Genomic DNA, 26,082 nt, shown 5'->3' with positions numbered 1-26,082 from the left:
GCCGCCCCACCTCCCCCCCCCCGGGGGGGCGCGCCCCGGGAACGGTGGTGACGCAGGGAAGTCGGGCGGTAACGCCCGGAAAGTCCGGTTCCGGCCTCAGAAGTCGTACGGCTTCGCGGTGTTCCAGTTCGTGACGTCCGCGCTGTCCCAGGTGAACTCCGACTCCCCGCCCTTGTCGTCGACGGCACCGTTCTCGTAGCCCGGGCCGGTGTCGCCGCCCTGGTCGCGCAGGGCGAGGGAGAGCTCGCTCGACGTGTTGCTGGTCTCGCCGTCCACGAAGAGGGCCACGGCGGAGTAGACCTGGCCGCCCGGCTTGACCGTGATCTTGGCGCTGCCGCCGGCCGGGTCCTTGGACGAGTGACCGAGGACGGTGGCGGTGTCCCCGAGCATGACCGAGGGGTACGACGTGACCCAGCAGGGCTTGGAGTCGGCGTTCCGCGCGGTGATCAGCAGGTGCTCGCCCTCCTCGGCGGGGAAGCGGTGCTGCACGGAGATCGACAGCTCGTCGCCCTTGCACGGCTGGGTGGCGGTGGAGCCCGCGGCGGACTGGTCGGTGGTGCCGCCGGAGCCGGAGCCCGAGCCGCCGGAAGTGCCGCTGCCCTCGGAGGACTTGGAGTCCGTGTCCTGGGCGTCCGACTCCCCCGAGCCCTCCGCGCCCGAGGTGCTGCCCGAGGTGCTGCCCGCGCTCTTGCCGGTGTCGGCCTTTGTGCCCTTGCCCCCGTCCGAACCCCCGCAGGCGGTCAGGCTCAGGGCCAGGGCTGCGGTGGCGGCAGCGGTCAGGACGGTGGTGCGGATTCGCTTGGTGCGCATATGAGGTTCCCCCGTGCGGTGGTGCGGATCTGGCGCGGAGCGGTCGACTCCGCCGTGCTGCGGGACCAGCTTGTCCCGGCCCGCTGGCGCTTCGCTCACGCCGCGCTGACGTCCCGCTGACGTCTGCTGCGGTCCGGCGAAAGGGCAGGTCAGGGGCGTACGAGTGGATGACAGGGCAGGGGTGTACGAGCGCATGACAGGTCAGGGACGTATGCGCGGACGACAGGTCAGGGGCGTACGAGCGCATGACAGGTCAGGGACGTACGAGCGGATTACGGCCGTACGGTCGCGAGCCGTAGACGAGCCGTGTCGTAGCGTGCGCGCAGTCCCACGTCCGCCGACACCTCGAGCAGCGCGCCGAGCGCCCGCACCGCACCCTCGTCGTAGCCGGCGGCCTCCGCCTCGTCGGCCGCGTCCTCCAGGCGCCGGATGCCCTCGGCCTGTTCGCCCAGGCCGAGCAGCGCCTGCCCGGCCGTCGTGAGGAGGAGCACCCGCGAGGCACCGGAGGGATCCGGGGAGCCGTCGAGGGCGAGCGCGGCGGTGGCCGTGTCGAGGGCCGACTTCCATTGCCGGGCGTCGAGCCGGTGCCGGGCGAGGTGGTGCAGGGCCAGGCGTTCGCTGGGCAAGTCGCCTGCCGCGCGCGCCAGTTCCGCCGCCCGTACGCACCCTTCGGCGGCCTCCCGCGGGCTACCGAGTGCGGCCTGGGCGAGCGACAGGTTGACAAGCGCCGTGGCCTCGCCGTGCGGATCTCCCGCGCGGGACGCGAGCGCCGGGGCGGCCTCCAAGTGTTCCAGCGCCTGCCCGACGAGGCCCTCCTCGGTCAGAACCCAGCCGAGCAGCGCGAGGACCCGGCCCTCCGCCCGGAGGTCTCCGTCGGCGCGGGCGGCCTCAAGTGCCGTACGCAGCAAGGGAGTCCAGCCGTCACGGACCCGCCAGGCCATCTGCGGCCACAGACCGAGCACGATCCGCCAGGTTCTGCCGTGCAGTCCGGCGGTGTGCGCGGCGCCCACCGCCAGGGTCAGATCGTCGCGTTCGGCGGCGTACCAGGCCATGGCGTCCTCGCGGCCGCGGAACTCCCGTATGGCCGAGGGCTGTTGGAAGTCGGCGGGCAGATCGAAGCACGGCTCGTCGCCAGGTTCGGCGGCGTCCGCCGCGGCCAGGGCGGTGGCCACGGTGTGGTCGAGCCCCCGCAGCAGCGCCTCCGGTCCGGCGTCCAGGCCGCGCGCGTACAGCCGTACGAGATCGTGCAGCGTCCACCGGCCCGGCGCCGTGCGGATGACGAGGTGGGCCGCGGCGAGCCGGTCGAGGGCGGCCTCCGCCGCGTCCGGGTCCGTACCCGCGAGGGCGGCGGCGGTGTAGCGGTCGAAATGGGTGCCGGGGTGCCTGCCGATGTGGGCGAAGTGGTGCGCGGCGGCCGCGGGAAGCCGGCTCGCGGTGAGCCGCAGGGCGGCGCGCACGCCCGTGTCCTCCACGTCCAGGAGGCTCAACCTGCGGGAGGCGTCGGACAGTTCGGCGCTCATCTCGCTCAGCGACCAGTCCGGCTGGTCCGCGAGGCGGGCGGCGGCGACCCGCAGGGCGAGCGGCAGACCGCCGCAGAGTTCGGCGAGGCGGCGCGCGGCCACCGCCTCCGCGAGGACCCGCTCCTTGCCGAGCACGGCGGCGAGCAGCGCGGTGCCGTCGTCCGGGCCGAGGACGTCGACGGGCACGGGCCGGGCGGCGTCGGAGGCGATCAGACCGCGCAGCCGGTAGCGGCTGGTGACGACGGTGACGCAGTCGGTGCCGCCCGGCAGCAGCTCTCTGACCTGGGCGGAACCGTGCGCGTTGTCCAGTACGACGAGAAGCCGGCGGTCGGCGGCAAGGGAACGGAACAGCGCGGACGCGCCCTCGGCCGACTCGGGGATCCGGTGCGGCGCGACCCCGAGCGCGAGCAGGAATTCACGCAGCACGTCGATACGGGGCACGGTGCCGGTGTCGCTGAAGCCGCGCAGGTCGGCGTAGAGCAGTCCGCCGGGGAACGCGGCGCGGTTGCGGTGCGCCCAGTGCACCACGAGGGCCGTCTTGCCCACGCCCGCGGGCCCGGTGACCAGGCACACGGGGGCCTCCCCCGCGGCGGCGCGGGACAGGGCGGTGAGTTCGGCGGCCCGGCCGTGGAAGCCGCGCGGCATGCGGGGCAGGAGGTCGATGGTGTCGGCGAGGGGGGTGGGAGACGGCGGCTCGGGAGCGTGCGGCTCAGCAGCGTGCGGTCCGGGATAGTACGGCTCGGGAGCGTGCGGTCCGGGAGAGCGCGGCTCGGGAGCGAGCGGTCCGGGAGAGTGGAGTTCGGGAGAGTGCGGCTCCGGTTGCAGGGGCGCCATGGGTGTCATCGACGGCGAGGAGGGTTCCGCCGCGATGCCCGTGCCGCCGCGCGCACCTCCCGCCCCGCCCAGCTCCTCCCCCCGCAGCGCCACCGCATACGCGTCCGCCAGCTCGTGCCCCGGATCTACGCCCAGCTCATCGGCGAGCAGCCGCCGCGTGCGGTGGAACCGGTCCAGCGCTTCCGAACGGCGGCCCGCCCGCTGCAGGGCCGTCATCAGCGCGGCCGCCAGCGATTCGCGCAGCGGATGAACGTCCGCCTCCACGCGCAGTACGGCCGCGGCCCGCGCGTGCTCGCCGAGCCGTGTGTACTCGGCGGCCAGCAGTTCCACGGTGGCGAGCCGCAGTTCCTCCAGCGCGTGCGCGGCGGCCTGCAGCGGCGGGCTCGGGTGCGCTCCGGTCAGGGCGGGACCCTGCCACAGCGAGAGGGCCTCCTGGTACATCGCGACGGCGTCGGCCGGCGTCCGCTGACCGCGGGCCAGCGCCACCAGTTCCTCGAAGCGGTGGGCGTCCAGGAGGCTCTCCGGCATGCGCAGCACGTACGCCGTGCCCTGGGTGAGCAGTTCGACGCCGTACACGTCCGCTTCCACCCCTGCGAACAGGGCCCGCAGCCGCGACACATGGCCCTGGATCACGCTCCGGGCCCGCGTCGGCGGCTCGTGGTCCCACAGCGCGGCCGTCAACTGGTCCACGGGAACGGGGTGGTTGGGCCGCAGCAGCAGCGCGGCGAGCAGGCTGCGCCGCTTGGCGGGGCCGAGTGGCAGTTCACCGGTCTCGGTGGCGACGGAAACCGCTCCGAGCAGCCGGAACTCCACTTACGCAACTCCTTGTGGGGAAAGCGTCAGATTACCGGAGGGTTTGCAGGAGGAATCGCTGGAGGAGCCGGGGAGGAGCGGGAAGGAGTCGGGGAGGAGCCGGGGAGGGGCCGGGGAGGGGCCGGGGAGGGGAGGCGTCGGAGGTCAAGGCGCCTCGGTAAAACTCCTGTTGTGGTGACAAGCGAAGACATAGGGGACGGGGGCGTCGGCGCCGAGTCGCCAAGGTCACGAAAATGTATCGGGCATATCGCACATCAACCTTCACAGCAGCCACACGAGTTGGCTAGCGTGCTTCCGGGCCGCTCGTACCCCCGCCGGCGACCATCGCCGGGACCGCGTGGCCTGCGCTGAGTCCGGGGCGTCGTCAAGGCGATCCGGAGCCGGGGACCCACCCAACACCTGGGGTGAATCGGGACGCCCCCAACGTCCCGTAGGGCAGACCTTCCATACCGCCCGAACCCGACAGCTAACCCGGTAGGCGCCAACTGGAAGGAGCGCCGGTCTTGGCGTCGCACCGCAAGCCGCGGACCAGTCGAATACGTACCTCGCATGCCGTCGGGATCACCTCGGCCGCGCTGACCTCCGTGGCGCTGCTGGCGCAGACCGCGAACGCCGCGCCCGCCGAGCCCGACAAGCCCTCCCTCGAGGAGGTGCAGAAGAAAGTCGACGATCTCTACCGCGAGGCCGGCTCCGCCACCCAGAAGTACAACCTGGCCAAGGAGAAGTCCGACCAGCAGCGCGACAAGCTGAACGACCTCCAGGACGAGGTCGCCCAGCGCACCGAGAAGGTGAACGATGCCCGGCGCGAGCTCGGCCAGATCGCGGCCGCGCAGTACCGCAACGGCACTTCGTCCGACACCGCCGTCCTTCTGCTGTCGGACAACCCCGACGACTACTTCGCGCAGCGCCAGCTGATGGGGCGGCTCTCCGGCCAGCAGCAGAAGGCCGTCGAGGACTTCAAGTCGCTCCAGACGCAGGCGAACGACAAGCGGGACGAGGCCACCGACTCCCTCGCGCAGCTCTCCGAGTCCGAGGGCGACCTCAAGACCAGCAAGCAGGACGTGCAGAAGAAGCTGGGCGAGGCGCGTGAGCTGCTGTCGAAGCTGACGGCGGAGGAGAAGGCGCGCCTCGCCGAGCTGGAGCGCAAGCGGGAGGCCGAGGCCAAGCGCAAGGCCGAGGAGCTGGCCCGTAAGCAGGCCGCGGAGGAAGAGGCCAAGCGCAAGGCGGCGGCCGAGCAGGCCGCCAAGGAAGAGGCCGCGCAGGAGGAGGCCGCCGAGGAGCCGGCCGATCCGCCCGCCTCCGACTCCGGTGACGCCTACGCGGCCAAGGCCGAGAAGGTGATCGCGTTCGCGCAGTCCCAGATCGGCAAGCCGTACGTATGGGGAGCGGCAGGTCCCGACTCGTACGACTGCTCCGGTCTCACGCAGAAGGCGTGGGCGCGGGCGGGGATCTCACTGCCGCGCACCACCTGGGACCAGGTGAAGGCCGGCACGACCGTGAGCGTCGACAACGCCAAGCCCGGTGACCTGGTCTTCTTCTACGACGACATCAGCCACGTGGGCATCTACATCGGCAACGGCGAGATGATCCACGCGCCGAAGCCGGGCGCCAACGTGCGGGTCGAGTCGATCTACTACATGCCGATCCACAGCGTCGTACGCCCGGCGTAGCGGGGAATCAGGTCCGGGCAGTCAGGACCGGGCAGTCAGGTCCGGGCAGCCAGGCCCCGGGGAATCAGGTCCACAGGGTCGCGATGAAGATGTTCGCGGTGGTCAGGGCACCGACCGCCGCGAACATCCCCTTGTCGACCTTCTCCTCGTCACGCTTCACGTAGACGAGACCGAGGATCACGATCAGGACGGCGAGCTTCACGCCGATCTTGATGTTGTTCACGGTCTGGTCGTCGGCCTGGTTGAGGCCGACCAGGGCCACGCCCGTGACCAGCATGGTGAGCGCGCCGTGCAGCATCGCCGGGGTGAAGCGCGCGGCGTTCTCGCCCATCGCCTTCATCTGCGTGAGGAAACCGCCGAGCAGCGAGGCGATACCGATGATGTGCAGCGCGACGAACACGTTGATGAGTACGTCCATGGCCCGGAGCCTAGAGGGTGCCCGAACGCCTCCTGTGTCCGGGTCCGTAGCACATCACCCGCTCGTGAACCGGCGCTTCGGGCGTATCGGTCAGCTCTCCGAGTCCCTCTGGCACGCAGCATCTCGAGCGCGGTCATATGCGGTCAGCATCCCGGCACACGAGACCACTTCCGCACTTTCCGTCACCACCCCGTGACGGAGAGGTTTAGCGTCCTTGCCCAGTGACCGGCTCCCCACCGCCGCCCGAGACAGGATCAGGACGGCAGTCGGTCACTACCGCCGGACGCGTAAGGAAGTGTCTGAGGTTGGCCGCGCATCGCAAGCCCAAACCGCGTTCGCTCACCGGCTCGATCACCGGCAATACGGCACGCACCGCACTGACCCTGGCTCTGGCCGGTGCCGCGTCCACGACCCTCTTCGAGGGATCAGGACAGGCGGAGCCCCGGCTCACCCCGGCCCAGGTGAAGGCGAAGGTCGACAAGCTCTACCACGAGGCGGAGGTCGCCACCGAGAAGTACAACGGGGCGCGGGAGAAGGCCCAGAAGGCCCGCGGCGCGATCAACGAGCTGCAGGACGAGGCCGCCCGCAAGAGCGACAAGCTGAACGAGGCGCGTACGGCGCTGGGTCATGCGGCGACCGAGCAGTACCGTTCCGGCGGGATCGACCCGACGATGCAGCTGGCCCTCGCGTCCGATCCGCAGGAGTTCCTCGACAGCGCCTCGCTCGCCGCGCAGACGGCCGGCCGGCAGGCTTCGGCCATCGAGGGCGTACGGGACGATCTGCGCGAGATCGAGCAGCTGCGCAGCGAGGCGGCCCGGCGGCTCGACGAACTGCGGGAGCACCAGGCGGCGTTGAAGCAGCGCAAGGCCGAGATCAACGGCAAGCTGGACAAGGCCCGTGAGCTGCTCGCCACGCTCTCCCCCGCCCAGCAGGCCTCCTACGCCGACGGCGCATCCGGGGACCGCGCGTCGCGCGAGATGCCCCGCGGCTCGCTCAAGGCCCCCAACGCCCGTGCCGCACAGGCTGTTTCCTTCGCGTACGGCGCGCTGGGCAGCCCTTACGTGTGGGGCGCCTCGGGCCCGGGCGCCTTCGACTGCTCGGGTCTGACGCAGGCGGCGTACCGCTCGGCGGGCGTCTCCCTGCCCCGTACGACCTATACGCAGATCAATGCGGGCCAGCGGGTGTCTCGCTCCGAACTCGCCCCGGGCGACCTGGTGTTCTTCTACTCGGGCATCAGCCATGTGGGGCTGTACGTGGGGAACGGACAGATGATCCACGCCCCGAATCCGTCGGCGCCGGTGCGGCTGGCTCCGGTGGACTCGATGCCGTTCGCGGGGGCTACGCGGGTGTCGTGAGGGCCGGGACGTGCGGCTCTCGCTGCCTTCAGAAGGCCTCGGGTCCGAACCGCCCCCAGGCGACAACGGCGGCCAGGGCGAAGTACGCGAGGTCGGCGACCACGAGCTTGAACTCCCGGCGCCTGACCCGCACGACGGCCGCCCCCGTCATCAGCATCATGATCCCGACGGCGGCGAGGGGCACGAGCACGGGCGCAATACCGGTGACGGCGGGCAGCACCAGCCCGAACGCGGCCAGCACCTCCACCGCCCCGATGCCCTTGACCCCCGCGGCACTGAACTCGTGCACCCACTCGGCACTGGACCCGAAGGCGGCGATCCGCTCTTTGGACACAGCGACTTTGAGGATGCCGCTCAAGAGGAAGGCGGTGGCGAGGAGGGCGGTGATGATCCAGAGGGTGGTGTGCATGATCTCTCCTGCGTTCGCGAGGTGCTGTCTCGTACGGGACGAGAGAGCCACTCGGTCTGTGACACGGAACGCTGCCTTCACAGCTCCGTGAACGACCAGAAGACACCGACCTCGTCGTCGGACACCGCCACCAGCCCGCAGTCGATGTCGAGTTCGCCGAGGCAGTCGATGGAGCCCTGCGGACTCATCGGGTTGCGGTCGACGCCGACGTAATGATCGTCGAAGTTCGTGTAGAACGCGGCATCGGAACCGAAGCGCTCCAGCACACAACGGGCCTCGCCCAGCAGCTCGTCCTTGCGCACCTCGATATCGGGGATGCGGCCGGCCTCGAACCACACGTCGAGCAGGGAGACGAGCCGCCACGCAGCGGGATCGGGCTCCACGGGGTGCAGGTACAGGCGCAGCTCGTCGGCCCGGTACGGCAAGAAGGGATAGGTCGGCCGGGCTCCGCTCGGCCGCGCCGCCGGCGGCCAGCGATCCACCCCCGGCCAGCGGCGGGGGTCCTCGACCTCCCGGGCCATGACGGCGGCCACGTCCTGCCCCCAGTCCTCCCGCCGTCGCGGGCCCACAGCAACGACGTCGCAGGCACCGAGGACTGTGCGCACGGCTCTCTCCCACCGGGCCGGGGTGGGACCACGGTCCGGTTCCACCACGACTCAGTCGCCCTGCAGCGGCGGACCATAGTCGGCCCGGGGCTCCCCGAGTTGCTGCGCGACCCATGCGAGCCAGCCGCCCGGACCGTACGGCTGGGGCGGATCCACCTCCATACCCAGCTCCGCTACGGCGAGGGCGTAGTCGGATTCGTCGAGGTGGAGGGCAAGCAGTTCGTGGAGTTCGCCGGTGAAACGGGCCACGAGTTGGGGGTCCGACGCGTCCACGTAGTCTCGTACCGCAGCGTCATGGTCCGTGAACTCGTCCGGCATGTCCTGCGAGAACCAGCCGCCGAGGAACTGGCCGAGTTCCGGGAAGCGGGCGTGCCACTCCCAGTGGGTGCGGGGGGCGGACGGGGGCGGGACCGCGCCCGCCTCGATGCTCGCCTTGATGTGGTCGGCGATCGTGAACAGCCAGTCCTGGACGGCCGATTCGGGCAGCCCCACGTCGGGGACCGGGTAGAACTCGCCGAGGCTCAGGCGCAGGCGGCCCGGAGGGTTGCGGGCGTACTCGCGGAGCTGGGTCTCCGCCGTGGCCAGGGCCCACGGGCGGGTGTGCCAGGTGTGGCGGAGATACGCCTGCAGGGCCTCGCTCGGCTTGTCGGGCTCGTCGTCGGCGGGCATGCCGAGGTACGCGCTGATCACCTGGTCCAACTCGCCGTAGCGGCGGTCGAATTCGAGGGGCTTCATGGGCATGGCTCGCTCAGGCCTCTACAGGTAGATCGGGACGGTGGTGGCGACGACGAAGCCGTGCGGGCTGCTCGGCTCGCGCTTCAGCACGACGCGGGCGGCGCGGACGTCCACGGGGTCGCGGCCCACGAGCATCATCGCCTGGAGCAGGACGCGGCCCACCGGCTCGTCGCGTGAGGGCCACGCCGCCTCGATGGTGAGGCGGGGGCGGGTGCCCTGGGCGAGCCAGCGGTGGATTCGCTGTTCGTTACGGGTGACCACCTGCTGGGTGGCCCAGTGGGCGGTTTCGCGGTCGGGGTAGGTGGCGGATCTGGTCAGCACTGGTTTCACTCTCCGTCAGCTCGGGTCGAACGACCAGAACACACCGATCTCCTGGGCGCCGACGACGACGAGTCCAACGTCTCCGGCGTACTGCGTGAGCGGCGACCAGCCGGTGAATCCACGTGTCAGATCTGGTGTCTGCGTGCTGCGGGCCGCCGTCACGTTGCTGTGGAAGGACAGTTCGTCGCCGTACCGGCTGAGCAGAGTTCGCGCGTCGGCGCATGCCTGTGGTGCGTCCTGCGGCGGGACCGGCCCCCACTCGTACGTCATCACCACGAGCAGACGCTCGGCCGTGGCCCGGTCGACGGGGTACAGCCTTTCCGCCAGCGCCCCGCTGGAGGCCTGGACGAACGGGAACGAAGGGCAGTGGGCATCGCGTGCCGCCCTGTCGCTCTCGGAGTCGATCACAAGCCAGCCGCGGGGATCGCCAACTTCATGACGCAGCAAGGCCGACGCATCGTCGCGCCAATCAAGGTGCCTGCGCGGGCCGGTCGCGGCGAACGCGTACACGTCGTCGAGGAGCCGCAGCGCGGCTTCCTCCCAGTGAGCCCGGGTCACGGTGTCCATGCGTATTCAGCTCACTGCTCAGATCGCCGGCATGGAAGTGACGACGACGAAGGGCGGATCGAGGCTGGAATCGTACTTGAGGCGTGTGTCGATGTTCTTGACGTCGAAAGGCTTGGCATCCATACCGCCCTGCTTGAAGCCCGTCATCGGGTCGTTCGGGTCATAGGGCTGCTTTTTGACACTCGTTCCGGTCACTTCACCATTCGGTCCGGACCCGACGACCTTCTTGAAGTCACCGTCGGCAGGCGGCGGGGGGCCGTCGATCCACGCCTTGATCTCCTGCGCATGCTGATCGATGTTGTACTGCGTGTACTTCTGAGCACTCGCCATGTCGTGGAAGGTGGAGGCCGCGCTCACCGTCGGTTTTCCGTGGGGCCAGCTGGCGGTCGGCGGGTCGCCCTGGTCACGCAGGCGCTGGGCGAGCTGCTCCGGCGTCTTGCCCACGTGCTTGTCCAGGGTGTGCCCGTCCTCCATCCACTCCGTGGCGGCCAAGTCGATCTTGAAGATCCCGTTGGCAGTGTCCTTCGGGTCGGTCCACCGGTGCTCCTTCTTGAAGTCGGCGAGAGCCCGTCTGCCGAACGCCTCCGCCCGCGCCTCTTCTGCCCGGAAGGTCGGCGCACTCCGGTGCGCCTCGTCCAGCGGCCCCATCAGCGCGTCCATCCGCGGCACCAACGCGTTGACCCGGATGTTGTACGCGGTGACGATCGCGTTCAGCTTGGCGGTGTCCATGTTCAGCACGATGCCCGCACCGAGCTGGCTCGCGCCCTTGGCGACCCCCTTGACCACGCCTTTGATGAGCCCTTTGACGTCGTCCATGCCGACGCCGTCCTTGAGATTCACCTCGACCTTGGGAATCGCGTCGCGAATGGCCTCCTGGTAGACCTCCCACACCTCTCGGTTGATGTACACGGCCGCTTCGGCAAACTCGTACAGGAGGTCGCTGACCTTCTGCGCCGTATCGAAGAGCACCGTCATCACGGGGTGGGTCGCGGTCTGCGAGGAGGCCGAGTCGTGCTTCCACTCGTAGCCCGCTGTGCTCTTGCCCCACGCCGTCGTGCCCCACAGCGAGCTGCAGAACTGCCGCATGGCGTCATGCCATTCGCTGTTGCTCTGCTGGGTGATGCTGCTGACGTTGCCGGTGAGTGCGCTCTCGGACATCGAAAGCGTCATCGTCATCGCCATCCACGCCTTGGACAGCTCGTTGAGGTAGTGCTGCTGCGGGTACGGATAAACATCGGCTACCTTCCCCATACGGAAGGCGTGCTTCACAATAGGGCGCAGAACATCGCGAATCGGTTCCGGAACCCACTCCAGGAGACTCCGAACGAAGTCATCGCCTTCGCCGTCGTAGTCCCCCCACCGGAGATTCGGCACGGAACCGTAGTTCGGTACCGTCTCGATGACCTGGGGCGGTGGCTGCGTCACCGCTTTCGTCTTGCCCGAAGGATCGTTGGCCGCTTCGGCTTTGGCGTAGTTGTTGGCCGTGCTGGTGAAGCCGACGGCAGCGCCGCCGATGCTGACCACACTCTTCGCCCAGACCTCCAGGAACCGGTTGCCCACCTTGACGTAGGAAGCGGCGAATGCCTGGGGAGCCGTGCCGTAGCCGCCGGCGTCCGGATACTCCTTCAGCTTCGCGAGCAGGTCCTTGGCGCCCTTGTCCATGGGCGTCTGCTGCAGCGCGACACCGCCCGAGACGCGGAACAAGTCCGACGGCTTGACATCGATCGTGCCGCTCTGGCCGGGGCCCTGCGGGCCGCTCGGGTTGCCAGGACCCGCCATCAGCCCGCGCCCCAGCCCCGCAGCACCGCTTGATGCGCCGCCGCGTAGTTGATGTGCCCCTTGGTCACGACCTCATGGAGCCACTTCTGGGCCGCACGCAGATCCGATGCCGACCGTTCCCATTTGTCGAGCTCGTCGATGAAGGTCTCGCGCGCCTCGCCCTCCCAGGTCAGCACCACCTTCTCGGCTCGGCCGTGCAGCAGGTCGAGTTGCTCGTTGAGCTTCTTGAGGATGTCCTCAAGGTCGCCCGAAAGACGTTGCAGCGTCGCGAAGTCGACTGTTATGTGCTCGTCGTCCGTCATGTCTCCCCGTTTCCTCCGCTGCGCCTAGAGGTCCGACAGCCGGCTTTGCGGAGCGGACGGCGGCGGAGTGTTGGGCGTCGACAGCTCGGCCGCCTCCGCCTTCACGTCCGTCTCGGTCTGGATCTGGCGCAGGCGCTCCATGATGTCCAGGTCCCGTTCCGAGAACCCGTCGCGGCTCAGGCGTACGGCCTGTTCCAAACGCTGGATCACCATGCGGATGCGTACGGCGTCCTCGGCGGCTCCGCGGTGGAGATCGCGGTATGCCTTCGCGGCCGGCCCGCGCCAGCCCGCCTCGATGCTGTCGACGATCGCGTCCATCCGCTTGACCTGCTTGTCCAGATAGGTCTGCATGTCGTCGAGATCATCGGCGAGCTTCGTCAGCCGATCGCCGGATGCGCGCAGCCGGGGCTGTCCGCCTTCGCCGCTCATCGCGTCCCCCGTGGTCGTACACCGTCAATACCAGGCCCCCGTAGGCCACTTCAGTCACAGTAGCAACAGCGGCTGACCAGACGATCGGGCGATCGGAACGATGTCCGCTGTGTGTTCGATCACTGCGGCGCACCTCGCCCCGTGCACCCGGTAGCGTCGAAGGCCGACCACACCCCCGACCCAGCAGCGGATGCCATGCCTCTCCCTCCCCCGCCCCCGCCTGGCCACATAGCCACCTGGCCCGACCGCAGCTCGCTGCTCGCCGACCGCTCACGTGCACTGCAGGCACTGACAGGGGGCGGGTTGGGGCTCGGGAGGCTGGTGCTGCTGTGGCTCACAGGGCTGCTCGCGTTGTTCGGGTGGGGAATGCTGTGCATGCCGCTGCTGTGGCTGGGGTCGGGGGACGTGATGGGGTTCATCCTCGGACCGGTGTGCGCACTGCTCGGGCTCGCCGCCCTCGTGCCCGCGGTGATCATCGTGGTGCGCGGGGCACGCACCGACCGTCGCGTTCGCGAACTGACCGAGGCGTGGATCGAGTTGGACGAGGAGCGGCAGTCCGTGCGGGCGCTGCGTTCGCCCGGGCTCAGTCTTGCCTGGCTGCTGCTGTCGTTCGTGCCCTGCGCCGGCGGGCTGTGGGTGTCGTTCGGCGGCACGCACGCGGCGAACGACCGCTATGAGGCGGTGCTCGCGCTGGGCGCCGGGACCCTGCTGTGGGTCACCGGGCTGCTCGGGATCGCCAAGGCCAACGGACACCGCCAGTGGATCCTCCGGACCCTGGGGAGCTCAAGACCCCTGGGGAACTCACGTACGAACTCGCCCGTTCACTGAACAACCGGAAAGCGGACTACAGACGGGGACCCACGTGGCACTGTTCGGCAACGCCCACACCATCGACCCGGGCAAGGCAGCCCAGGAATACGCCCGGCTGCTCGGGCAGGGTGAACAGATCTACGGTGCCTATCAGTTGATACGGGACGCCATCCTGCTCACGGACCGGCGCATGATCCTGATCGACAAGCAGGGGCTCACCGGCAAGAAGGTCGAGTACCACTCGCTGCCGTATCGCAGCATCACGCACTTCGCCGTGGAGACGGCGGGGCACTTCGACCTGGACGCCGAGCTGAAGATCTGGGTCTCGGGCAGCGCGACGCCGATCCAGAAGACCTTCACCAAGGGGGTCAACATCTATGAGGTGCAGGCGATTCTGACGCAGTTCGTGGCGCGCTGAGCGGCAGCGAACGAGGGCCGGGCACCGAGCCCGGCCCTTTCCCACCGCTCAGACCAACCGTCGCGCCGTCGCCCACCGCGTCAGCTCATGCCGGTTCGACAGCTGCAACTTGCGCAGTACGGCGGAGACATGGGACTCCACGGTCTTCACCGAGATGAAGAGCTGCTTCGCGATCTCCTTGTAGGCGTAACCGCGCGCGATCAGACGCAGGACCTCGCGCTCGCGCTGCGTGAGGCGGTCCAGGTCCTCGTCCACCGGCGGGGCGTCCGTGGAGGCGAAGGCGTCGAGGACGAAGCCGGCCAGGCGCGGCGAGAACACCGCGTCGCCGTCCTGGACGCGGAAGATGGAGTCGACGAGGTCGGTGCCCGTGATCGTCTTGGTGACGTAGCCGCGGGCGCCGCCGCGGATGACGCCGATGACGTCCTCGGCCGCGTCGGAGACCGACAGGGCGAGGAAGCGGACCGGGTTCTCGGCCGCGGACATCAACGAGGCGCAGCGGCGCAGGACTTCGGCGCCGCCGCCGCCCGGCAGATGCACGTCGAGGAGTACGACTTCGGGGCGCGTGGCCGTGATGACCGTGACCGCCTGGTCGACGTCGGCCGCCTCGCCGACCACCTCGACGCCCGTCACATCCGTACGGCCGATCTCGGCCTGGACCCCGGTGCGGAACATCCGGTGGTCGTCCACGAGGACGACGCGGACATGCCGAGCGCTGCCCTTGGTCTCGTCCGCGCCCAGGGTCTCCGGCTGCTCGTTCATGTCGCTCATGCCGTTCCTGTCCGTCATGACGGGGGATCCGCCCTCTCCATCTCCAGCTCGACCTCGGTGCCGCCATCGGGCACCGCGCGCAGCCGCGCCGTACCGCCGTGGCGCTGCATCCGGCCGATGATCGATTCTCGTACACCCATCCGGTCCTGCGGCACGGAGTCCAGATCGAAACCCGGTCCGCGGTCGCGGACCGAGACGAAGACCGTACGGCCCTCGACCTCCGCGTAGACCTGCACGGCCCCGCCCTCGCCACCGTACTTGGCGGCGTTCACCATTGCTTCCCGCGCGGCCTGCATCTGTGCGGTCAGTTTCTCGTCAAGGGGGCAGTCGCCCACGACGACGACCTCGAGCGGTACGCCGTGCTTGTCCTCGACCTCGGCCGCCGCCATCTTCACCGCTTCCGCGAAGGTCTCCGGCTCCTCGATCCGGCCGGTGCCCTCGGGCTTGTAGAGCCAGTTGCGCAGATCCCGTTCCTGAGCGCGGGCGAGGCGTCGTACCTCCGAGGAATTCTCCGCATTGCGCTGGATCAGGGTCAGGGTGTGCAGCACCGAATCGTGTACGTGGGCGGCGACTTCGGCCCGCTCCTGCGCACGGATACGCATCAGGCGCTCCTGGGAGAGGTCCTGCGTCATCCGTACGAGATAGGGGCCGGCGAGCAGCGCGATGCCGACGAACACGGCGAGCGCCGCCTGCAGCACCGAGCCCAGCTCACGCGCCGAGTTCTGCAGCACGAAGATGGCGGTCACGCCCGTGCCGACCAGGACCACCCCGGCCAGGGTGCGGGCGATGTTCAGGGTGCGGCGCTTGCGGCCGACGGCCATCCAGCGGGCGCGGCGCGCGTTGTCCGCCTGCCGCCACACCAGGGCGACACCGGCCGCGACCAGGAGGGTCGGCCAGAGGTACGCGCGGGCCGGGCCGCCCATGTCGACGGTGCCGACGAAGATCATCGCGATCACGAGCATCGCGATGAAGGCGATGAACTGCCCCTTGTCGATCTTCCGCACGACCAGCTTGCGCCGCCCGTCGGGACCGACCTCGGTGGTCACGGTGTGCTGGCGCTCGGAGGCGGTGACTCCGCCGACGCCGAGCGGCACGAAGAACCAGAACGCGGCGTAGAGCAGCGCGCCCAGACCGTTGGCCGTGAAGAGGCCCACGAAGATCAGCCGCACCCAGAAGACGGGCAGCCCGAGATGGCCGGCGAGTCCGCGCGCGACTCCCCCGAGCCAGCGGCCTTCGCCACTGCGGTAGAGCTTGCGCAGCGGCTGCGGTTCCTGTGCGGGCGGTGCTGCGGCTGGCATGTGTTCGATCCTCACACGAGGGCGGGGGCACCGGCATCAGGGTTCGGCCCCTAGACGTCCCTGATCCGTTGGACGTCCCTGATCCGTTGGACGCCCCGATCCATTGGACGCCCCGATCCGTGTCAGCACCGCCTTCCGCCTCCCCCGTCTCTGATCCGTACCCGCAGGACCCTCCCGAATGACGCCCTCCGCAGCCACCATCTTCACCAGGAAACTCCGCTGCCGAAGGGATCGTTCGATGCAGGCTCTGGGCCGTCGTATGACGGAAGCTCTGGTCCTCCTCGCCGTGGGACTGCTCTGCTACTTCGCCTTCGGCGACGTCGACCTCGGCTTCGCGGAGCTGGACAAGGCGGGCATCGTCCTGATGGTCATCGGGGGCGCCGAGCTGGTGTGGGCTCTCGGGCGCCAGGCGTTCGACCGGGCCTAGACCCACCCGGGCCCGGGCCCACTCCGCACCCCACCCCGTACGGACAATCTCAGGGTCCGACCAGGGTCGCCCCGCCTGCCGCCAAGGGCCCCGAGCCCCCACCATGGAACCCATGACGGATCAGCACGACACCCGGACCGCGGAGCCGGCCGACGCCGTGCCGGGCGCCGGGACGACCGGCACCGGGACGGCCGGCACCGAGGCGGCCGCGGCCGACGCGCAGCCACGGCTGCGCCGCGACCCGGAGCACAAGATGCTCGGCGGGGTCTGCGCGGGCCTCGGCCGGCACTGCGACATGGACCCGGTGATCTTCCGTATCGTCCTGGCGCTGCTCGGCGCCGTGGGCGGTATCGGCCTGATCTTCTACGGGTTCGCCTGGCTGCTCGTCCCCGCCGACGGCGAGGACGAGAACGAGGCCCGCCGGATGCTGACCGGCCGCGTCGACGGCCCGGCCCTGACCGCGCTCCTTTTCGCCCTGGTCGGCTCCGGCGTGATGCTGTCGTTGGTGAACAACGCGGGCGTGCTGACCTTCGCCTCCATACTCGCCGTCCGGCCCGCGGGCGCCGGCCAGTGGCCGAAGGGGCGCCGCAGGCACCCCCCCTCCCCCCCCCGGGCGCCCCCCCAGCCCCCCGCCGACGCACCGCCCGAGACCCAGGCGCCGCCGGTCACCCGCGGCCCGTCGTGGTGGCGGGATCCGATCGTGAAGGACGGCACGCACGAAGGCGGTACGGGGTATCTGTGGGGGCCCGCCGAACTCTCCGGCGTGGAGCTCCCCGCCAAGGACCCCGACGGCCGGAGCGCCCAGGTCCTCGCCCCACGGCGCGGCCCGCGCTGGACCGGCGGCTGGATCTTCCTCCTCACGCTGGCCGCCGGGATCACCGGCACCGCGGTCGCCCTCAACGAAATGGGCGCCAACCCGCCCCTCGGCACCGCCCTGACAGCGGGTCTGGCCTGCGCCCTCGCGGTGCTCGCGCTCGGGATCGCGGTCAGCTCCTTCTTCGGGCGTACGGGAGCGGGCTCGGTGCTCCTCGCGCTGATCATCGCCGGACTGCTCGCGGGGGCCTCTGCGCTCCCGAAGGAGATCACCACCAACTGGGTCCGTACGCAGTGGCAGCCCACCGCGGCCTCCGATGTGCGGCCGGCGTACGACATCGGCTCGGGCGAGGGCACGCTCGACCTCAGCAAGCTCGATCTGAAGAAGGACCAGACGGTCACCACCAGCTCCAAGATCGGCGCGGGCCGGATCAAGGTGATCGTCCCCTACGACGCGACGGTGAAGGCGGACGTACAAGTGGGCGTGGGCGACATCCAACTGCCCGAGGGCCATGCGAGGGGCGACATCGACGTCTCCCCCGACCAGAGGCGCTCGATCGTCCTGCGCCCGCCGGGCGACGCGAAGAACGGCGGCACGATCGACCTCACGCTCGATGTGGCGCTCGGCCAGGCGGAGGTGACCCGTGCAGCGAAGTGACGAACGGCGCCGGTGGCTGCACCCGTTCCAGCCGGGCCGCCTGGTCACGGGCCTCACGATGGGCGGGGTGGCCCTCGCCTACGGCGGGGACGCGGCCGGCTGGTGGGACACGGAGTGGTTCGCGGTGATCCCGATCGTGGTGCTCGGCCTGTTCCTGGCCTCGGTCGCCGGGATCATCGCCTATGCCGTACGCAGGCGGCGCGGCGCCCGCGGGATCGCACCCGCGGACGACCGCACCGCACAGACAACGGCCGGCGGCTAGCGGCTGGCAGCTGACGGCTACCGGCTGACGGCTGACGGCTACCGGCTACCGGCTACCGGCTGAGGAACGGGCCCAGTTCCGCGGCCAGTTCGGCCGGTGCGTCCAGCGCGACGAGGTGGGCGGCCGTCGGGAACTCGACCAGCGCGGCCCCCGGGATCTCGGCCGCGTACTTCCGGGCGATGTCCTGGAAGTCGCCGACATCGAGCTTGCCGACGCCCACCAGGGTGGGCACGGCGATGGCGGCGAGCTCGCCGCCCACCGGGTCCTGTGCATGCTCGCCCACGGCGTCCTGGTGCTCGAGCGATGTCCGCAGCGGGCCGCGCAGTTGATCGGCAAGGCCTTCGGCCACGTCCGCCCAGCCCCGGGCCGGTCCGCGCACCCACATGTCCAGGTTCACCTCGACCGCCGCGTCCAGATCGCCCGCCTCCAGGGCCGCGGTCTCGGCCTCGTCGTACGCGATCATCTCGGCGCCCCATCCGTACCCGCGCCACGGCGCCGACAGCACGGCGAGGGAGTGCACCCGGTCCGGGTGGGCGAGGACGAAGTCCAGGGCGACGCGGCCGCCCCAGGAGGCGCCCACGAGGCGGACCTTGTCGTGGCCGAGGTGATCGAGGAGCCGGCGCAGATCGTCGGTCTCGCGGAACGGCCCGCTCGGCGGCGGGGACTGGCCGAAACCCCTGAGGTCGTACCGGATGACGGTGTGCCGCTCGGCGAGCGCGGGCACGACGGCGTCCCACATCCGGTGGTCGGCGATGCCGGCGTGCACGAGGACGACCGGGGTTCCGGTGCCCTCGACGTCGTAGGAGAGAGGGCCGAGTTCGTCGGCGAGTATGTGCATCCGAGGATGCTGACAGGCCCGCCGCCCGGAGGCCACCCCTCCACATCTCACGAGCCGGAGGCGGCCAACCCGAAGGCGGCCAACCCTCCACGCCTCACGAGCCAGAGGCGGCCACCCCTCCACACCGCACGGCCAAAGGCCACCCGCTACAGCCCGCGGCGCCGCTGCCTCAGCCAGGCATCCACCGACCAGTACGAGGCCCCCGCCAGGATCAGTGGCAGCCAGGCCATCAGGTACGGAAGATCGTTGCCCATGTAGTAGGGCGTGGCCGACCAGCTCATCGTGAACCACAGGCTGAGCGAGAGCAGCGCGCCACCGAGCGCGGCGATCCTCGCGAACAGGCCGATCAACGTGCCGATGCCCACGGCCAGTTCACCGAGCGCGATGGCATAGCCGAAACCGACGGGCGAATTGGCCGCCAGGTCGAGCATCTGGGGGATCGCCACGTCGCCGCTCTGCTGCAGGAAGCGGATCTGGTCGCCGATCGACTCGTCGCCCGTGTCCTTCAGGAAGGTCGAGCTGGTCAGCTTGTCGAGGCCCGCGTAGACGAACGTGACGCCCAGGAAGATCCGCAGCGGCAGCAGGGCGTAGCGCGAGGCGGTGTCGCGCCAGTCACCCCGGCCACCGCCCGGGTCCGTGTACGTCCCGGTCCGCATGGTGTGCGCCATCGCCGCCGCCTCTCGGTTGACCACTCAACAAAATGCCGTCACCAGACCATACGTACGACAGCTGCGAGCGGCTCACCAGTGGGCGCGACGCGTTGGCAATCCAACCGAGACCTCGGCCGGATCAGAACCGGGGGTCAGTCGGTCACCTCGATGACGCAGCGGTTCGTCTCGGCCCCCGCCGCCGTGACCACCTGCACCTCGACCCGCCCCGGCTCCACATCGGCCGGTACGGGCACAGTGAGCACCGCATCGGTCGGGTTGGTGAAGCCGCCGGGCACCGGGACCAGCGGGACATGGACGTGGACGGGACCGATCCGCACCACCATCCGGGCGAGCCGGTCGGGGCTCTGCGCGCCGGGCGGCACGAAGCCGGCGCCCCGGATCTCGATGTCGTCCCCGGTGCGGATCGGTGCGTCGAGGTCGCCGGCCTCCCGGGCCCGTACCACCGAATGGATCACCGGACGGCCGCCCTCGGCGTACTTCCCGGCGAGATACGTGGCGGCCGAGAGGAGCACGAGCAGGGCGAGGCCCCAGGGCAGATCGGGCAGCCGGCCCGGGTCGCGGGCGAGGCTGACGGCGGCGAAGAGCAGGGCGGCCGCGTTGATCACCGCGTACTGGGCGTCGGCGAAGTTCCCGCGCCCGGCGTCGTCGGTGAAGAGATCACCGGCGCGCGGACGGTCGGCGCGCACCTTCTGCAGCTCCTGCCCGGCGACGCGGACGGCTACCGTGCGGCGGACGAGGACGGCGGCCAGGCAGATGACGCCGGTCACCGTCAACAGGGCGCTGCTGCGGCCGGGTTCGAGCCCGGCGAGCAGGGTGTCACGCGCGCGCGGCGTGGCGGCGAAGGCGAGTTCCCAGCCGAGGAAGAGGACGGAGTACGCCGCGAGCAGCACCCAGGCGCCGGCCACGCCCCGGGAGGTCGAGAGACGGTTGTCCTCGCCGATCACGGGCGCCAGGACCCCGCCGCGTGCGCGGTGCCGGTGCGCGACGGCGGTGAGCAGCGCGGCGACGACGAGGGCGGTGAGAATGCCCGCCGTACGCGCGGTCGTCCAGCCGGCACCGATCGCGGTCAGCGCCTGCAGCAGAAGCAGCGCACCGGCCAGGCACCAGACCGTGAACAGCGTGCGCCGCCACAGGAGTTGAAGCCAGGCCGCGCTCTCGGCCCGGCTGCGTTCGGCCACCGCCACCGCGGACTGGGTCAGCTCGTCCGAGACCCACTGCCGGGACGCCCCCGCCGAGTACGCCACCGCCGCGGGGAGCCCGTGGCCCGCCGCGAGCCCGTCGCGTTTCGCGGAGAACTCCGCGACCGCCCGCCGATGCCCCTCGCGCGCACCGTGCGGACAGTCACCGCAGGTGCACCCGCCCCCATGCGCTTCCTGTCGCGCCACTTGCACGGCCACCCGCGAACTCCGTCCCTGAATCCTGCCGAGTCGTTCAATTCCCTTGTAATTCCTGGGAATTGTGCCTTACGTGACGGATGAGGTACTCAACGGGCAGGTCAGACAGGGTGATGGACCGACGCGCAGGTTGACGTGTCACGCCAGGAGATCCGGCTCGCTGCGGCTGATGTCCTGCCACGAGGGCTGGTAGTTGATCCAGGCGGCAAGATCCGTACCGAGCTGGTCGCGGGTGGCGACGGCCTGCTTGTGGTCGATCAGATACGTGCGTCCCGCGGCGCGCGCCGCCAGCTGGACCTGGCTGCAGCGGTCCATGGAGATGAACCACCACGCGGCCGCGTCCACCGTGTCGCCGACGGTCAGGAGCCCGTGGTTGCGCAGCACCATCGCCTTGTGCGGGCCGAGCGCGGTGGCGATACGGCGCCCTTCGTCGGCGTCGACGGAGACGCCGGTGTAGTCGTCGTAGAGCGCGTGGTCCTCGTAGAAGGCACAGCTCTCCTGGGTGATCGGGTCGATGTGCTCACCGAGCGCGGCGAGCGCCCTGCCGTGCACCGAGTGGCAGTGCACCACCGCGACCACGTCGGGACGCTTGGCGTGCACCGCCGCGTGCACGGTGAACGCGGCCTGGTTCACGTGATAGCGGCCGTCGACCACCTGGCCGTCCCCGTTCACCAGGATCAGATCGCCGACGGTGATGTGCCGGAACGGCATCCCGAAGGGATTGACCCAGTAGCAGTCGGTGAACTCCGGGTCCCGCGCGGTGATATGGCCGGAGACCCCGTCCTCGAATCCGTACCGCCCGAAGAGTCTGAGCGCCCCCGCGAGCCGTTCCTTGCGGTGCCGCCGCTCGTCCTCGGGACTCTGATGCGCCGGCGGCATCGCGAACTGGAGATTCTGCGCGGGTATCGGAGTCGGAGCGGTCATGATCCCTCCCAGGCCAAGGCGTGATGGCCGGAAGTTACCTCCGGTCACGGCAGGAGAACAGAGCGATCAGGCGAAGAACTCGCAGTCGTTTCCCGGGGGAAATGCGACAGGAGGTGTCCGGATTGACCGGCAGACTCACCGCATGACTGCGAACTGGGCATCCTTCAGCGCCGCGGAACCCGTCCTCGCCAAGACGGTGGAGGACCGTTTCGGCGCCTTCACCCACCACGTCCTCGGGACACTCCGCAAGGACGGCTCGGTGCGGCTGACCGGTCTCGAAGTGCGCTTTCTGCACGGGGAGTTATGGCTCGGCATGATGCCGGGCTCGCTCAAGGCACGCGATCTGCAGCGCGACCCGCGCTTCTCGATCATGGCGAACCCGGGCGAGGGTACGGGCATGGCCGGCGGCGACGCCCGGATCACCGGCCGCGCGATCGAGGTCACGGACCCGGTGGAGCGTGCGCAGTACGTGGGCGAGGTGGAGCCGCCTGACCCGGACGCCTTCCATCTCTTCCGGGTCGAACTGACCGAGGTGGTACGGACGTCCGTCGAGAACGACGAGATGGTCGTCGAGGTGTGGAAGCCGGGGGCGGGGGTGCGGCGCACCAGTCGGCGGTGAGGGTCAGAGGGCGTCGATGGCGGTGAGGTCGATGTCGATGTCGAAGGGGGCGGAGAGCTTCAGACGCCGGTGCTGGACGCCGAGTCCTGCGTACGTGCGCGTCTCCTTGTCCAGCTCGAAGGCGTGCACCACCGGATAGCCGGGATCGCCCGCCATCTCGACGCGCCAGAAGTACGGGATCCCGGCGTTGGCGTACTTGTGCGGCTTGGTGTCACGGTCTCGGGCTTCGGAGTCCGGTGAGACGACCTCCACAGCGAGCAGTACGTCCCGGGCCTGGAAGAACGTCTGCTCACGGCTGCGGAGGGCGTTGGCGCGTACGACGCTGATGTCGGGCTCGGGGCCGTTGCGCTCGTCGACCATGACGGTCATCTCGCGCACCACCCTCACCTCGGGCGGGGCAGTCCGTCGCAGCCCGGCCATCAGCAGATCGATCACAACGCTGTGGAAGTACCGTTGCGGGCTCACGAATACCAGGCTCCCGTCGATCAGCTCGGTGTGCGGCGGGAGGTCGGGCAGCGTCAGCAGGTCGTCCACGGTGTAACCGTCCTGCGGCGGCACCGGCCAGGGGTGCGTGCTCTCAGCGGTCATGAGGAGTCCTCCCATGGACGGGATTCTGCGCCGTACGGCCAGCGTACCCAGCGGATACGACAGTGCCGCCGCCCAAACGAATGAGCGACGGCACCGGCGTTGTCCCGCTACGTGAGGTGTCCGCGGAGGGTCACTCCCACTCGATCGTGCCCGGCGGCTTCGACGTCACGTCGAGGACCACGCGGTTCACGTCGGCGACCTCATTGGTGATCCGGGTCGAGATCTTCGCGAGCACCTCGTACGGCATCCGCGTCCAGTCCGCCGTCATCGCGTCCTCGGACGAGACCGGACGCAGGACGATCGGGTGGCCGTACGTACGGCCGTCGCCCTGGACGCCGACGCTGCGGACGTCGGCGAGCAGGACGACCGGGCACTGCCAGATCTCGGTGTCGAGGCCGGCCGCGGTGAGCTCCTCGCGGGCGATCGCGTCGGCCTCGCGCAGCAGGTCGAGCCGGTCCTTGGTGACCTCGCCGACGATACGGATACCGAGACCAGGACCCGGGAACGGCTGGCGCTGGACGATCTCGGCCGGCAGACCGAGCTCCTGGCCGACCATGCGGACCTCGTCCTTGAACAGCTGGCGCAGCGGCTCGACGAGCTCGAACTCGATGTCGTCGGGCAGGCCGCCGACATTGTGGTGCGACTTGATGTTCGCGGTGCCGGTGCCCCCGCCGGACTCGACGACGTCCGGGTAGAGGGTGCCCTGCACGAGGAAGGCGACCTCGGGACCGTCCTCCTGGAGGATCTCCAGCTGGGCCTGCTCGAAGACGCGGATGAACTCGCGCCCGATGATCTTCCGCTTCTCCTCGGGGTCGGAGACCCCCGCGAGCGCGTTCAGGAAGCGCTCCTCCGCGTCCACGACCTTCAGGTTCGCACCCGTCGCGGCCACGAAGTTCTTCTCGACCTGCTCGGTCTCGCCCTTGCGCATCAGACCGTGGTCCACGTACACGCAGGTCAGCTGGTTGCCGATGGCCTTCTGGACGAGGGCAGCGGCCACCGCCGAGTCGACGCCGCCGGACAGACCGCAGATCGCGCGCTTGTCGCCGACCTGCGCGCGGATCGCGGCGACCTGCTCCTCGATGACATTGCCCGTGGTCCAGGTCGGCTTGATGCCGGCGCCCCGGTACAGGAAGTGCTCGAGCACCTGCTGCCCGTACGTGGAGTGCATGACCTCGGGGTGGTGCTGCACTCCGTACAGCTTCTTCTCGTCGTTCTCGAACGCGGCCACCGGGACCAGGTCCGTGGACGCCGTGACGGTGAAGCCCTCGGGGGCGGCGCTGCACGCGTCGCCGTGCGACATCCACACCGGCTGCTCGGCCGGGGTGCCCTCGAAGAGGGTCGAGCTCACCTTCGAGACGTGCAGCTCGGTGCGGCCGTACTCGCGCGCACCGTTGTTGTCGACGGTGCCGCCGAGCGTGGCGGCCATCAGCTGGAAGCCGTAGCACATGCCGAAGACCGGGACCCCGGCCTCGAACAGCGCGCGGTCCAGGCGCGGGGCGCCCTCCGCGTACACCGACGAGGGGCCGCCGGACAGGATGATCGCGGCCGGGTTCTTGGCGAGGATCTCGGCGACCGGCATGGTGCTCGGGACGATCTCGCTGTAGACCCGCGCCTCACGCACGCGACGGGCGATGAGCTGGGCGTACTGCGCGCCGAAGTCGACGACGAGAACGGTGTCGGGGGCGGCGGCGGGGGAACCAGGCACTGTGTGCGGCCTTCCGGCGGGAGTGGGCGAGGACCCATGGGGCTGATGCGGCCGATGGGCCAAAGGCCCGGGCGCGCTTTTGTCGATTCTAACGGGGGTACGGGTGTGACTTTTCGTCTCAGCATCCGAACCGTGTGACGCTCACCATGCGGGCCGGGGCCCGCAGCGAATTGACGGGGCCGCCGGGCCCTGGGCCATACTGGGCCCGTGACCAAGCACACCCTCGCGTACTTCGCGTTTACCTATGGCAACCGGCCCACCGGCTGCCATGGTCGTGCTGCTTGAGCAACTGACAAGCGACTTACCAGGCGCCCCGGGCCGACAAGGCCCCGGGCGCTTCGTCGTTTCCAGGGGCCGTGAGCGGACCGGGCACCCCGAACCCCAGGAGCCCTCCCCATGAGCATCACCTCTGCCGAGAAGACCGGCGCCCGCACCGAGGACGCCGCCGAGCTGATCACCGGCGCACGGGACCGTATCGACACACTGGACGACCGCATCATCGGTCTGATCCAGGAACGCATGGCCGTCTCGGCCGTGATCCAGGAGTCCCGTATCGCGTCCGGCGGCCGCCGCGTGAACCTGTCCCGCGAGTTGGAGGTCCTCGCCCACTACAGGGACGCGCTGGGCAAGCCGGGTACGGCGCTCGCGATGACGATGCTGGAGCTGTGCCGGGGACGGATCTGAGGCCGGGGACGGATCTGGGGCTGAGGCCGGGGACGGATCTGGGGCCGGTGCCGGATCCGGGGCCGGGGACGGATGCACGTTCGGTCCGCTTCTCACCCGTACGGCACCGTGACCGCCCGCCCCCGCTCTTCGTTGGTCCCAGTGTCCGTGCCAGCCAGGGGCGGGCCCGTCAGAACCACGCGTGGCTCCGCTGGAGCGATGAGACGCAGGGACCGCTTACGCGTCCTGCGTCGTGGGACCTCGCTCCAGGACGTGACCGGTCGGCAGGGGACAGCAGCCCGGTCACAGTGAAGATCGGACGGCTCCGGGGGCGCCCGGGGCCGGGCGGCGGGCCCCCTCCCCCCACGGCCTCCCGGCCCCCGCCGCCGCCCCCCCCCGGGCCTGGCGGCGCCGCTCCCCACCGGTCCCCTTCCCCGCACGGCGTCCCGGCCCCCGACGCCGCCCGAACGCTTGCGCAGCCGTCTTGCCCTCCCGCACGATGCGTAGAGGCTCGCCCTCCCAACTGCCGTACTGGACAAGCTCATTGCCAAAGGTCCACACCATGCGCGCGCCGTCGGGGCGCCGGGGCGGGCACCCGCAGACCCGGCCCCCGGCGCACCCCCCCCCCCGCCGCCGCCCCGCCCCCCCGCCGCCCCCCC

Annotated in this window: 28 protein-coding genes and 1 riboswitch; of the genes, 9 read left to right on the top strand and 19 right to left on the bottom strand. The window is 70.3% G+C overall.

Annotation, left to right across the window (positions count from 1 at the left end):
* Positions 1-96: 96 nt before the first annotated feature.
* Together JAO81_RS27510 and JAO81_RS27505 are read right to left on the bottom strand one after the other, a co-directional pair.
* Positions 97-810 (bottom strand): DUF4232 domain-containing protein, encoded by a 714-nt coding sequence (locus tag JAO81_RS27510; RefSeq protein WP_199550638.1) that lies wholly within the window; start codon positions 808-810, stop codon positions 97-99.
* Between the two features lie 272 nt (positions 811-1,082).
* Positions 1,083-3,977, bottom strand: a complete 2,895-nt coding sequence (locus tag JAO81_RS27505; protein ID WP_199550637.1) for an AfsR/SARP family transcriptional regulator — start codon at positions 3,975-3,977, stop codon at positions 1,083-1,085.
* Positions 3,978-4,312: 335 nt separating this feature from the next.
* Positions 4,313-4,474, top strand: a riboswitch (cyclic di-AMP (ydaO/yuaA leader).
* A gap of 6 nt (positions 4,475-4,480) precedes the next feature.
* On the opposite strand from JAO81_RS27505, the gene JAO81_RS27500 reads away from it, so the two are divergent.
* Positions 4,481-5,647, top strand: coding sequence for a C40 family peptidase (locus tag JAO81_RS27500; RefSeq protein ID WP_199550636.1), 1,167 nt, complete (start codon positions 4,481-4,483; stop codon positions 5,645-5,647).
* A gap of 64 nt (positions 5,648-5,711) precedes the next feature.
* On the opposite strand, the gene JAO81_RS27495 is transcribed toward JAO81_RS27500, so the two are convergent.
* The gene (locus JAO81_RS27495; RefSeq protein WP_199550635.1) at positions 5,712-6,065 is read right to left on the bottom strand and encodes a hypothetical protein; all 354 of its coding nucleotides are present in this window, start codon (positions 6,063-6,065) and stop codon (positions 5,712-5,714) included.
* 305 nt (positions 6,066-6,370) lie between these two features.
* Here JAO81_RS27495 and JAO81_RS27490 point away from each other — a divergent pair, with 305 nt between their 5' ends.
* Positions 6,371-7,420, top strand: coding sequence for a C40 family peptidase (locus tag JAO81_RS27490; RefSeq protein WP_199550634.1), 1,050 nt, complete (start codon positions 6,371-6,373; stop codon positions 7,418-7,420).
* A gap of 28 nt (positions 7,421-7,448) precedes the next feature.
* Here JAO81_RS27490 and JAO81_RS27485 read toward each other — a convergent pair whose 3' ends face one another.
* The 8 genes from JAO81_RS27485 to JAO81_RS27450 all read right to left on the bottom strand — a co-directional run bounded on the left by JAO81_RS27485 (position 7,449) and on the right by JAO81_RS27450 (position 12,567).
* The gene (locus JAO81_RS27485) at positions 7,449-7,829 is read right to left on the bottom strand and encodes a DoxX family protein (protein ID WP_199550633.1); all 381 of its coding nucleotides are present in this window, start codon (positions 7,827-7,829) and stop codon (positions 7,449-7,451) included.
* A gap of 77 nt (positions 7,830-7,906) precedes the next feature.
* The gene (locus tag JAO81_RS27480) at positions 7,907-8,434 is read right to left on the bottom strand and encodes a hypothetical protein (RefSeq protein WP_199550632.1); all 528 of its coding nucleotides are present in this window, start codon (positions 8,432-8,434) and stop codon (positions 7,907-7,909) included.
* A 51-nt stretch (positions 8,435-8,485) separates the two neighbouring features.
* Complete coding sequence (locus JAO81_RS27475) at positions 8,486-9,175, bottom strand: contact-dependent growth inhibition system immunity protein (protein ID WP_199550631.1); 690 nt, start codon at positions 9,173-9,175, stop codon at positions 8,486-8,488.
* A 15-nt stretch (positions 9,176-9,190) separates the two neighbouring features.
* Positions 9,191-9,490 (bottom strand): RNase A-like domain-containing protein, encoded by a 300-nt coding sequence (locus tag JAO81_RS27470; RefSeq protein WP_199550630.1) that lies wholly within the window; start codon positions 9,488-9,490, stop codon positions 9,191-9,193.
* 15 nt (positions 9,491-9,505) lie between these two features.
* Positions 9,506-10,057 (bottom strand): hypothetical protein, encoded by a 552-nt coding sequence (locus JAO81_RS27465; RefSeq protein ID WP_199550629.1) that lies wholly within the window; start codon positions 10,055-10,057, stop codon positions 9,506-9,508.
* An 18-nt stretch (positions 10,058-10,075) separates the two neighbouring features.
* The gene (locus JAO81_RS27460; protein WP_199550628.1) at positions 10,076-11,761 is read right to left on the bottom strand and encodes an RNase A-like domain-containing protein; all 1,686 of its coding nucleotides are present in this window, start codon (positions 11,759-11,761) and stop codon (positions 10,076-10,078) included.
* A 74-nt stretch (positions 11,762-11,835) separates the two neighbouring features.
* On the bottom strand, positions 11,836-12,138 hold the full coding sequence (locus tag JAO81_RS27455) for a WXG100 family type VII secretion target (RefSeq protein ID WP_199550627.1): 303 nt from the start codon (positions 12,136-12,138) through the stop codon (positions 11,836-11,838).
* 24 nt (positions 12,139-12,162) lie between these two features.
* Positions 12,163-12,567 (bottom strand): WXG100 family type VII secretion target, encoded by a 405-nt coding sequence (locus JAO81_RS27450; protein WP_199550626.1) that lies wholly within the window; start codon positions 12,565-12,567, stop codon positions 12,163-12,165.
* Positions 12,568-12,762: 195 nt separating this feature from the next.
* On the opposite strand from JAO81_RS27450, the gene JAO81_RS27445 reads away from it, so the two are divergent.
* Together JAO81_RS27445 and JAO81_RS27440 are read left to right on the top strand one after the other, a co-directional pair.
* Entirely contained in the window at positions 12,763-13,395 is a 633-nt protein-coding gene (locus tag JAO81_RS27445) for a hypothetical protein (protein ID WP_199550625.1), read from the top strand.
* A 34-nt stretch (positions 13,396-13,429) separates the two neighbouring features.
* Positions 13,430-13,795 (top strand): PH domain-containing protein, encoded by a 366-nt coding sequence (locus tag JAO81_RS27440; RefSeq protein ID WP_199550624.1) that lies wholly within the window; start codon positions 13,430-13,432, stop codon positions 13,793-13,795.
* A gap of 48 nt (positions 13,796-13,843) precedes the next feature.
* Here the strand turns inward: JAO81_RS27440 and JAO81_RS27435 are convergent, their stop codons facing one another.
* Positions 13,844-14,563, bottom strand: a complete 720-nt coding sequence (locus tag JAO81_RS27435) for a LuxR C-terminal-related transcriptional regulator (RefSeq protein WP_374194358.1) — start codon at positions 14,561-14,563, stop codon at positions 13,844-13,846.
* Positions 14,564-14,577: 14 nt separating this feature from the next.
* The gene (locus tag JAO81_RS27430) at positions 14,578-15,861 is read right to left on the bottom strand and encodes an ATP-binding protein (protein WP_199550623.1); all 1,284 of its coding nucleotides are present in this window, start codon (positions 15,859-15,861) and stop codon (positions 14,578-14,580) included.
* A gap of 238 nt (positions 15,862-16,099) precedes the next feature.
* Between JAO81_RS27430 and JAO81_RS27425 the strand changes: the two genes are divergently transcribed.
* The 3 genes from JAO81_RS27425 (at position 16,100) to JAO81_RS27415 (ending at position 18,021) form a co-directional block, all read left to right on the top strand.
* Positions 16,100-16,288 (top strand): DUF5708 family protein, encoded by a 189-nt coding sequence (locus JAO81_RS27425; RefSeq protein ID WP_233415988.1) that lies wholly within the window; start codon positions 16,100-16,102, stop codon positions 16,286-16,288.
* A gap of 112 nt (positions 16,289-16,400) precedes the next feature.
* Positions 16,401-17,759 carry a PspC domain-containing protein gene (locus tag JAO81_RS27420; protein WP_233415987.1) on the top strand — a complete coding sequence of 453 codons (1,359 nt, stop codon included), beginning with the start codon at positions 16,401-16,403 and terminating at the stop codon, positions 17,757-17,759.
* Positions 17,746-18,021, top strand: coding sequence for a hypothetical protein (locus JAO81_RS27415; protein ID WP_307813759.1), 276 nt, complete (start codon positions 17,746-17,748; stop codon positions 18,019-18,021). Before JAO81_RS27420 ends, JAO81_RS27415 begins: the two co-directional genes overlap by 14 nt.
* Positions 18,022-18,073: 52 nt before the next feature.
* Here JAO81_RS27415 and JAO81_RS27410 read toward each other — a convergent pair whose 3' ends face one another.
* The 4 genes from JAO81_RS27410 to JAO81_RS27395 form a co-directional block, all read right to left on the bottom strand.
* Entirely contained in the window at positions 18,074-18,859 is a 786-nt protein-coding gene (locus JAO81_RS27410) for an alpha/beta fold hydrolase (protein ID WP_199550620.1), read from the bottom strand.
* A 146-nt stretch (positions 18,860-19,005) separates the two neighbouring features.
* On the bottom strand, positions 19,006-19,527 hold the full coding sequence (locus JAO81_RS27405) for a DoxX family protein (protein ID WP_199550619.1): 522 nt from the start codon (positions 19,525-19,527) through the stop codon (positions 19,006-19,008).
* 134 nt (positions 19,528-19,661) lie between these two features.
* Positions 19,662-20,927 (bottom strand): hypothetical protein, encoded by a 1,266-nt coding sequence (locus tag JAO81_RS27400; RefSeq protein WP_199550618.1) that lies wholly within the window; start codon positions 20,925-20,927, stop codon positions 19,662-19,664.
* Positions 20,928-21,062: 135 nt separating this feature from the next.
* Positions 21,063-21,848, bottom strand: coding sequence for a class II aldolase/adducin family protein (locus tag JAO81_RS27395; RefSeq protein WP_199550617.1), 786 nt, complete (start codon positions 21,846-21,848; stop codon positions 21,063-21,065).
* Between the two features lie 142 nt (positions 21,849-21,990).
* Here JAO81_RS27395 and JAO81_RS27390 point away from each other — a divergent pair, with 142 nt between their 5' ends.
* Positions 21,991-22,467 carry a pyridoxamine 5'-phosphate oxidase family protein gene (locus JAO81_RS27390; protein WP_199550616.1) on the top strand — a complete coding sequence of 159 codons (477 nt, stop codon included), beginning with the start codon at positions 21,991-21,993 and terminating at the stop codon, positions 22,465-22,467.
* A 3-nt stretch (positions 22,468-22,470) separates the two neighbouring features.
* Here the strand turns inward: JAO81_RS27390 and JAO81_RS27385 are convergent, their stop codons facing one another.
* Both JAO81_RS27385 and guaA read right to left on the bottom strand, forming a co-directional pair.
* Positions 22,471-23,055 (bottom strand): Uma2 family endonuclease, encoded by a 585-nt coding sequence (locus JAO81_RS27385; protein WP_199550615.1) that lies wholly within the window; start codon positions 23,053-23,055, stop codon positions 22,471-22,473.
* A 130-nt stretch (positions 23,056-23,185) separates the two neighbouring features.
* Positions 23,186-24,760, bottom strand: coding sequence for a glutamine-hydrolyzing GMP synthase (gene guaA, locus JAO81_RS27380; RefSeq protein WP_199550614.1), 1,575 nt, complete (start codon positions 24,758-24,760; stop codon positions 23,186-23,188).
* Between the two features lie 396 nt (positions 24,761-25,156).
* Here guaA and JAO81_RS27375 point away from each other — a divergent pair, with 396 nt between their 5' ends.
* Positions 25,157-25,444, top strand: coding sequence for a chorismate mutase (locus tag JAO81_RS27375; protein ID WP_199550613.1), 288 nt, complete (start codon positions 25,157-25,159; stop codon positions 25,442-25,444).
* The last annotated feature ends 638 nt before the right edge of the window (positions 25,445-26,082 follow it).

Origin of the sequence: Streptomyces sp. N35, assembly GCF_016464295.1 — a bacterium.
Taxonomy (GTDB): Bacteria; Actinomycetota; Actinomycetes; order Streptomycetales; family Streptomycetaceae; genus Streptomyces.
The sequence above is the reverse complement of the archived record's forward strand: the minus strand, read 5'-3'. Positions and strand labels throughout refer to the sequence as shown.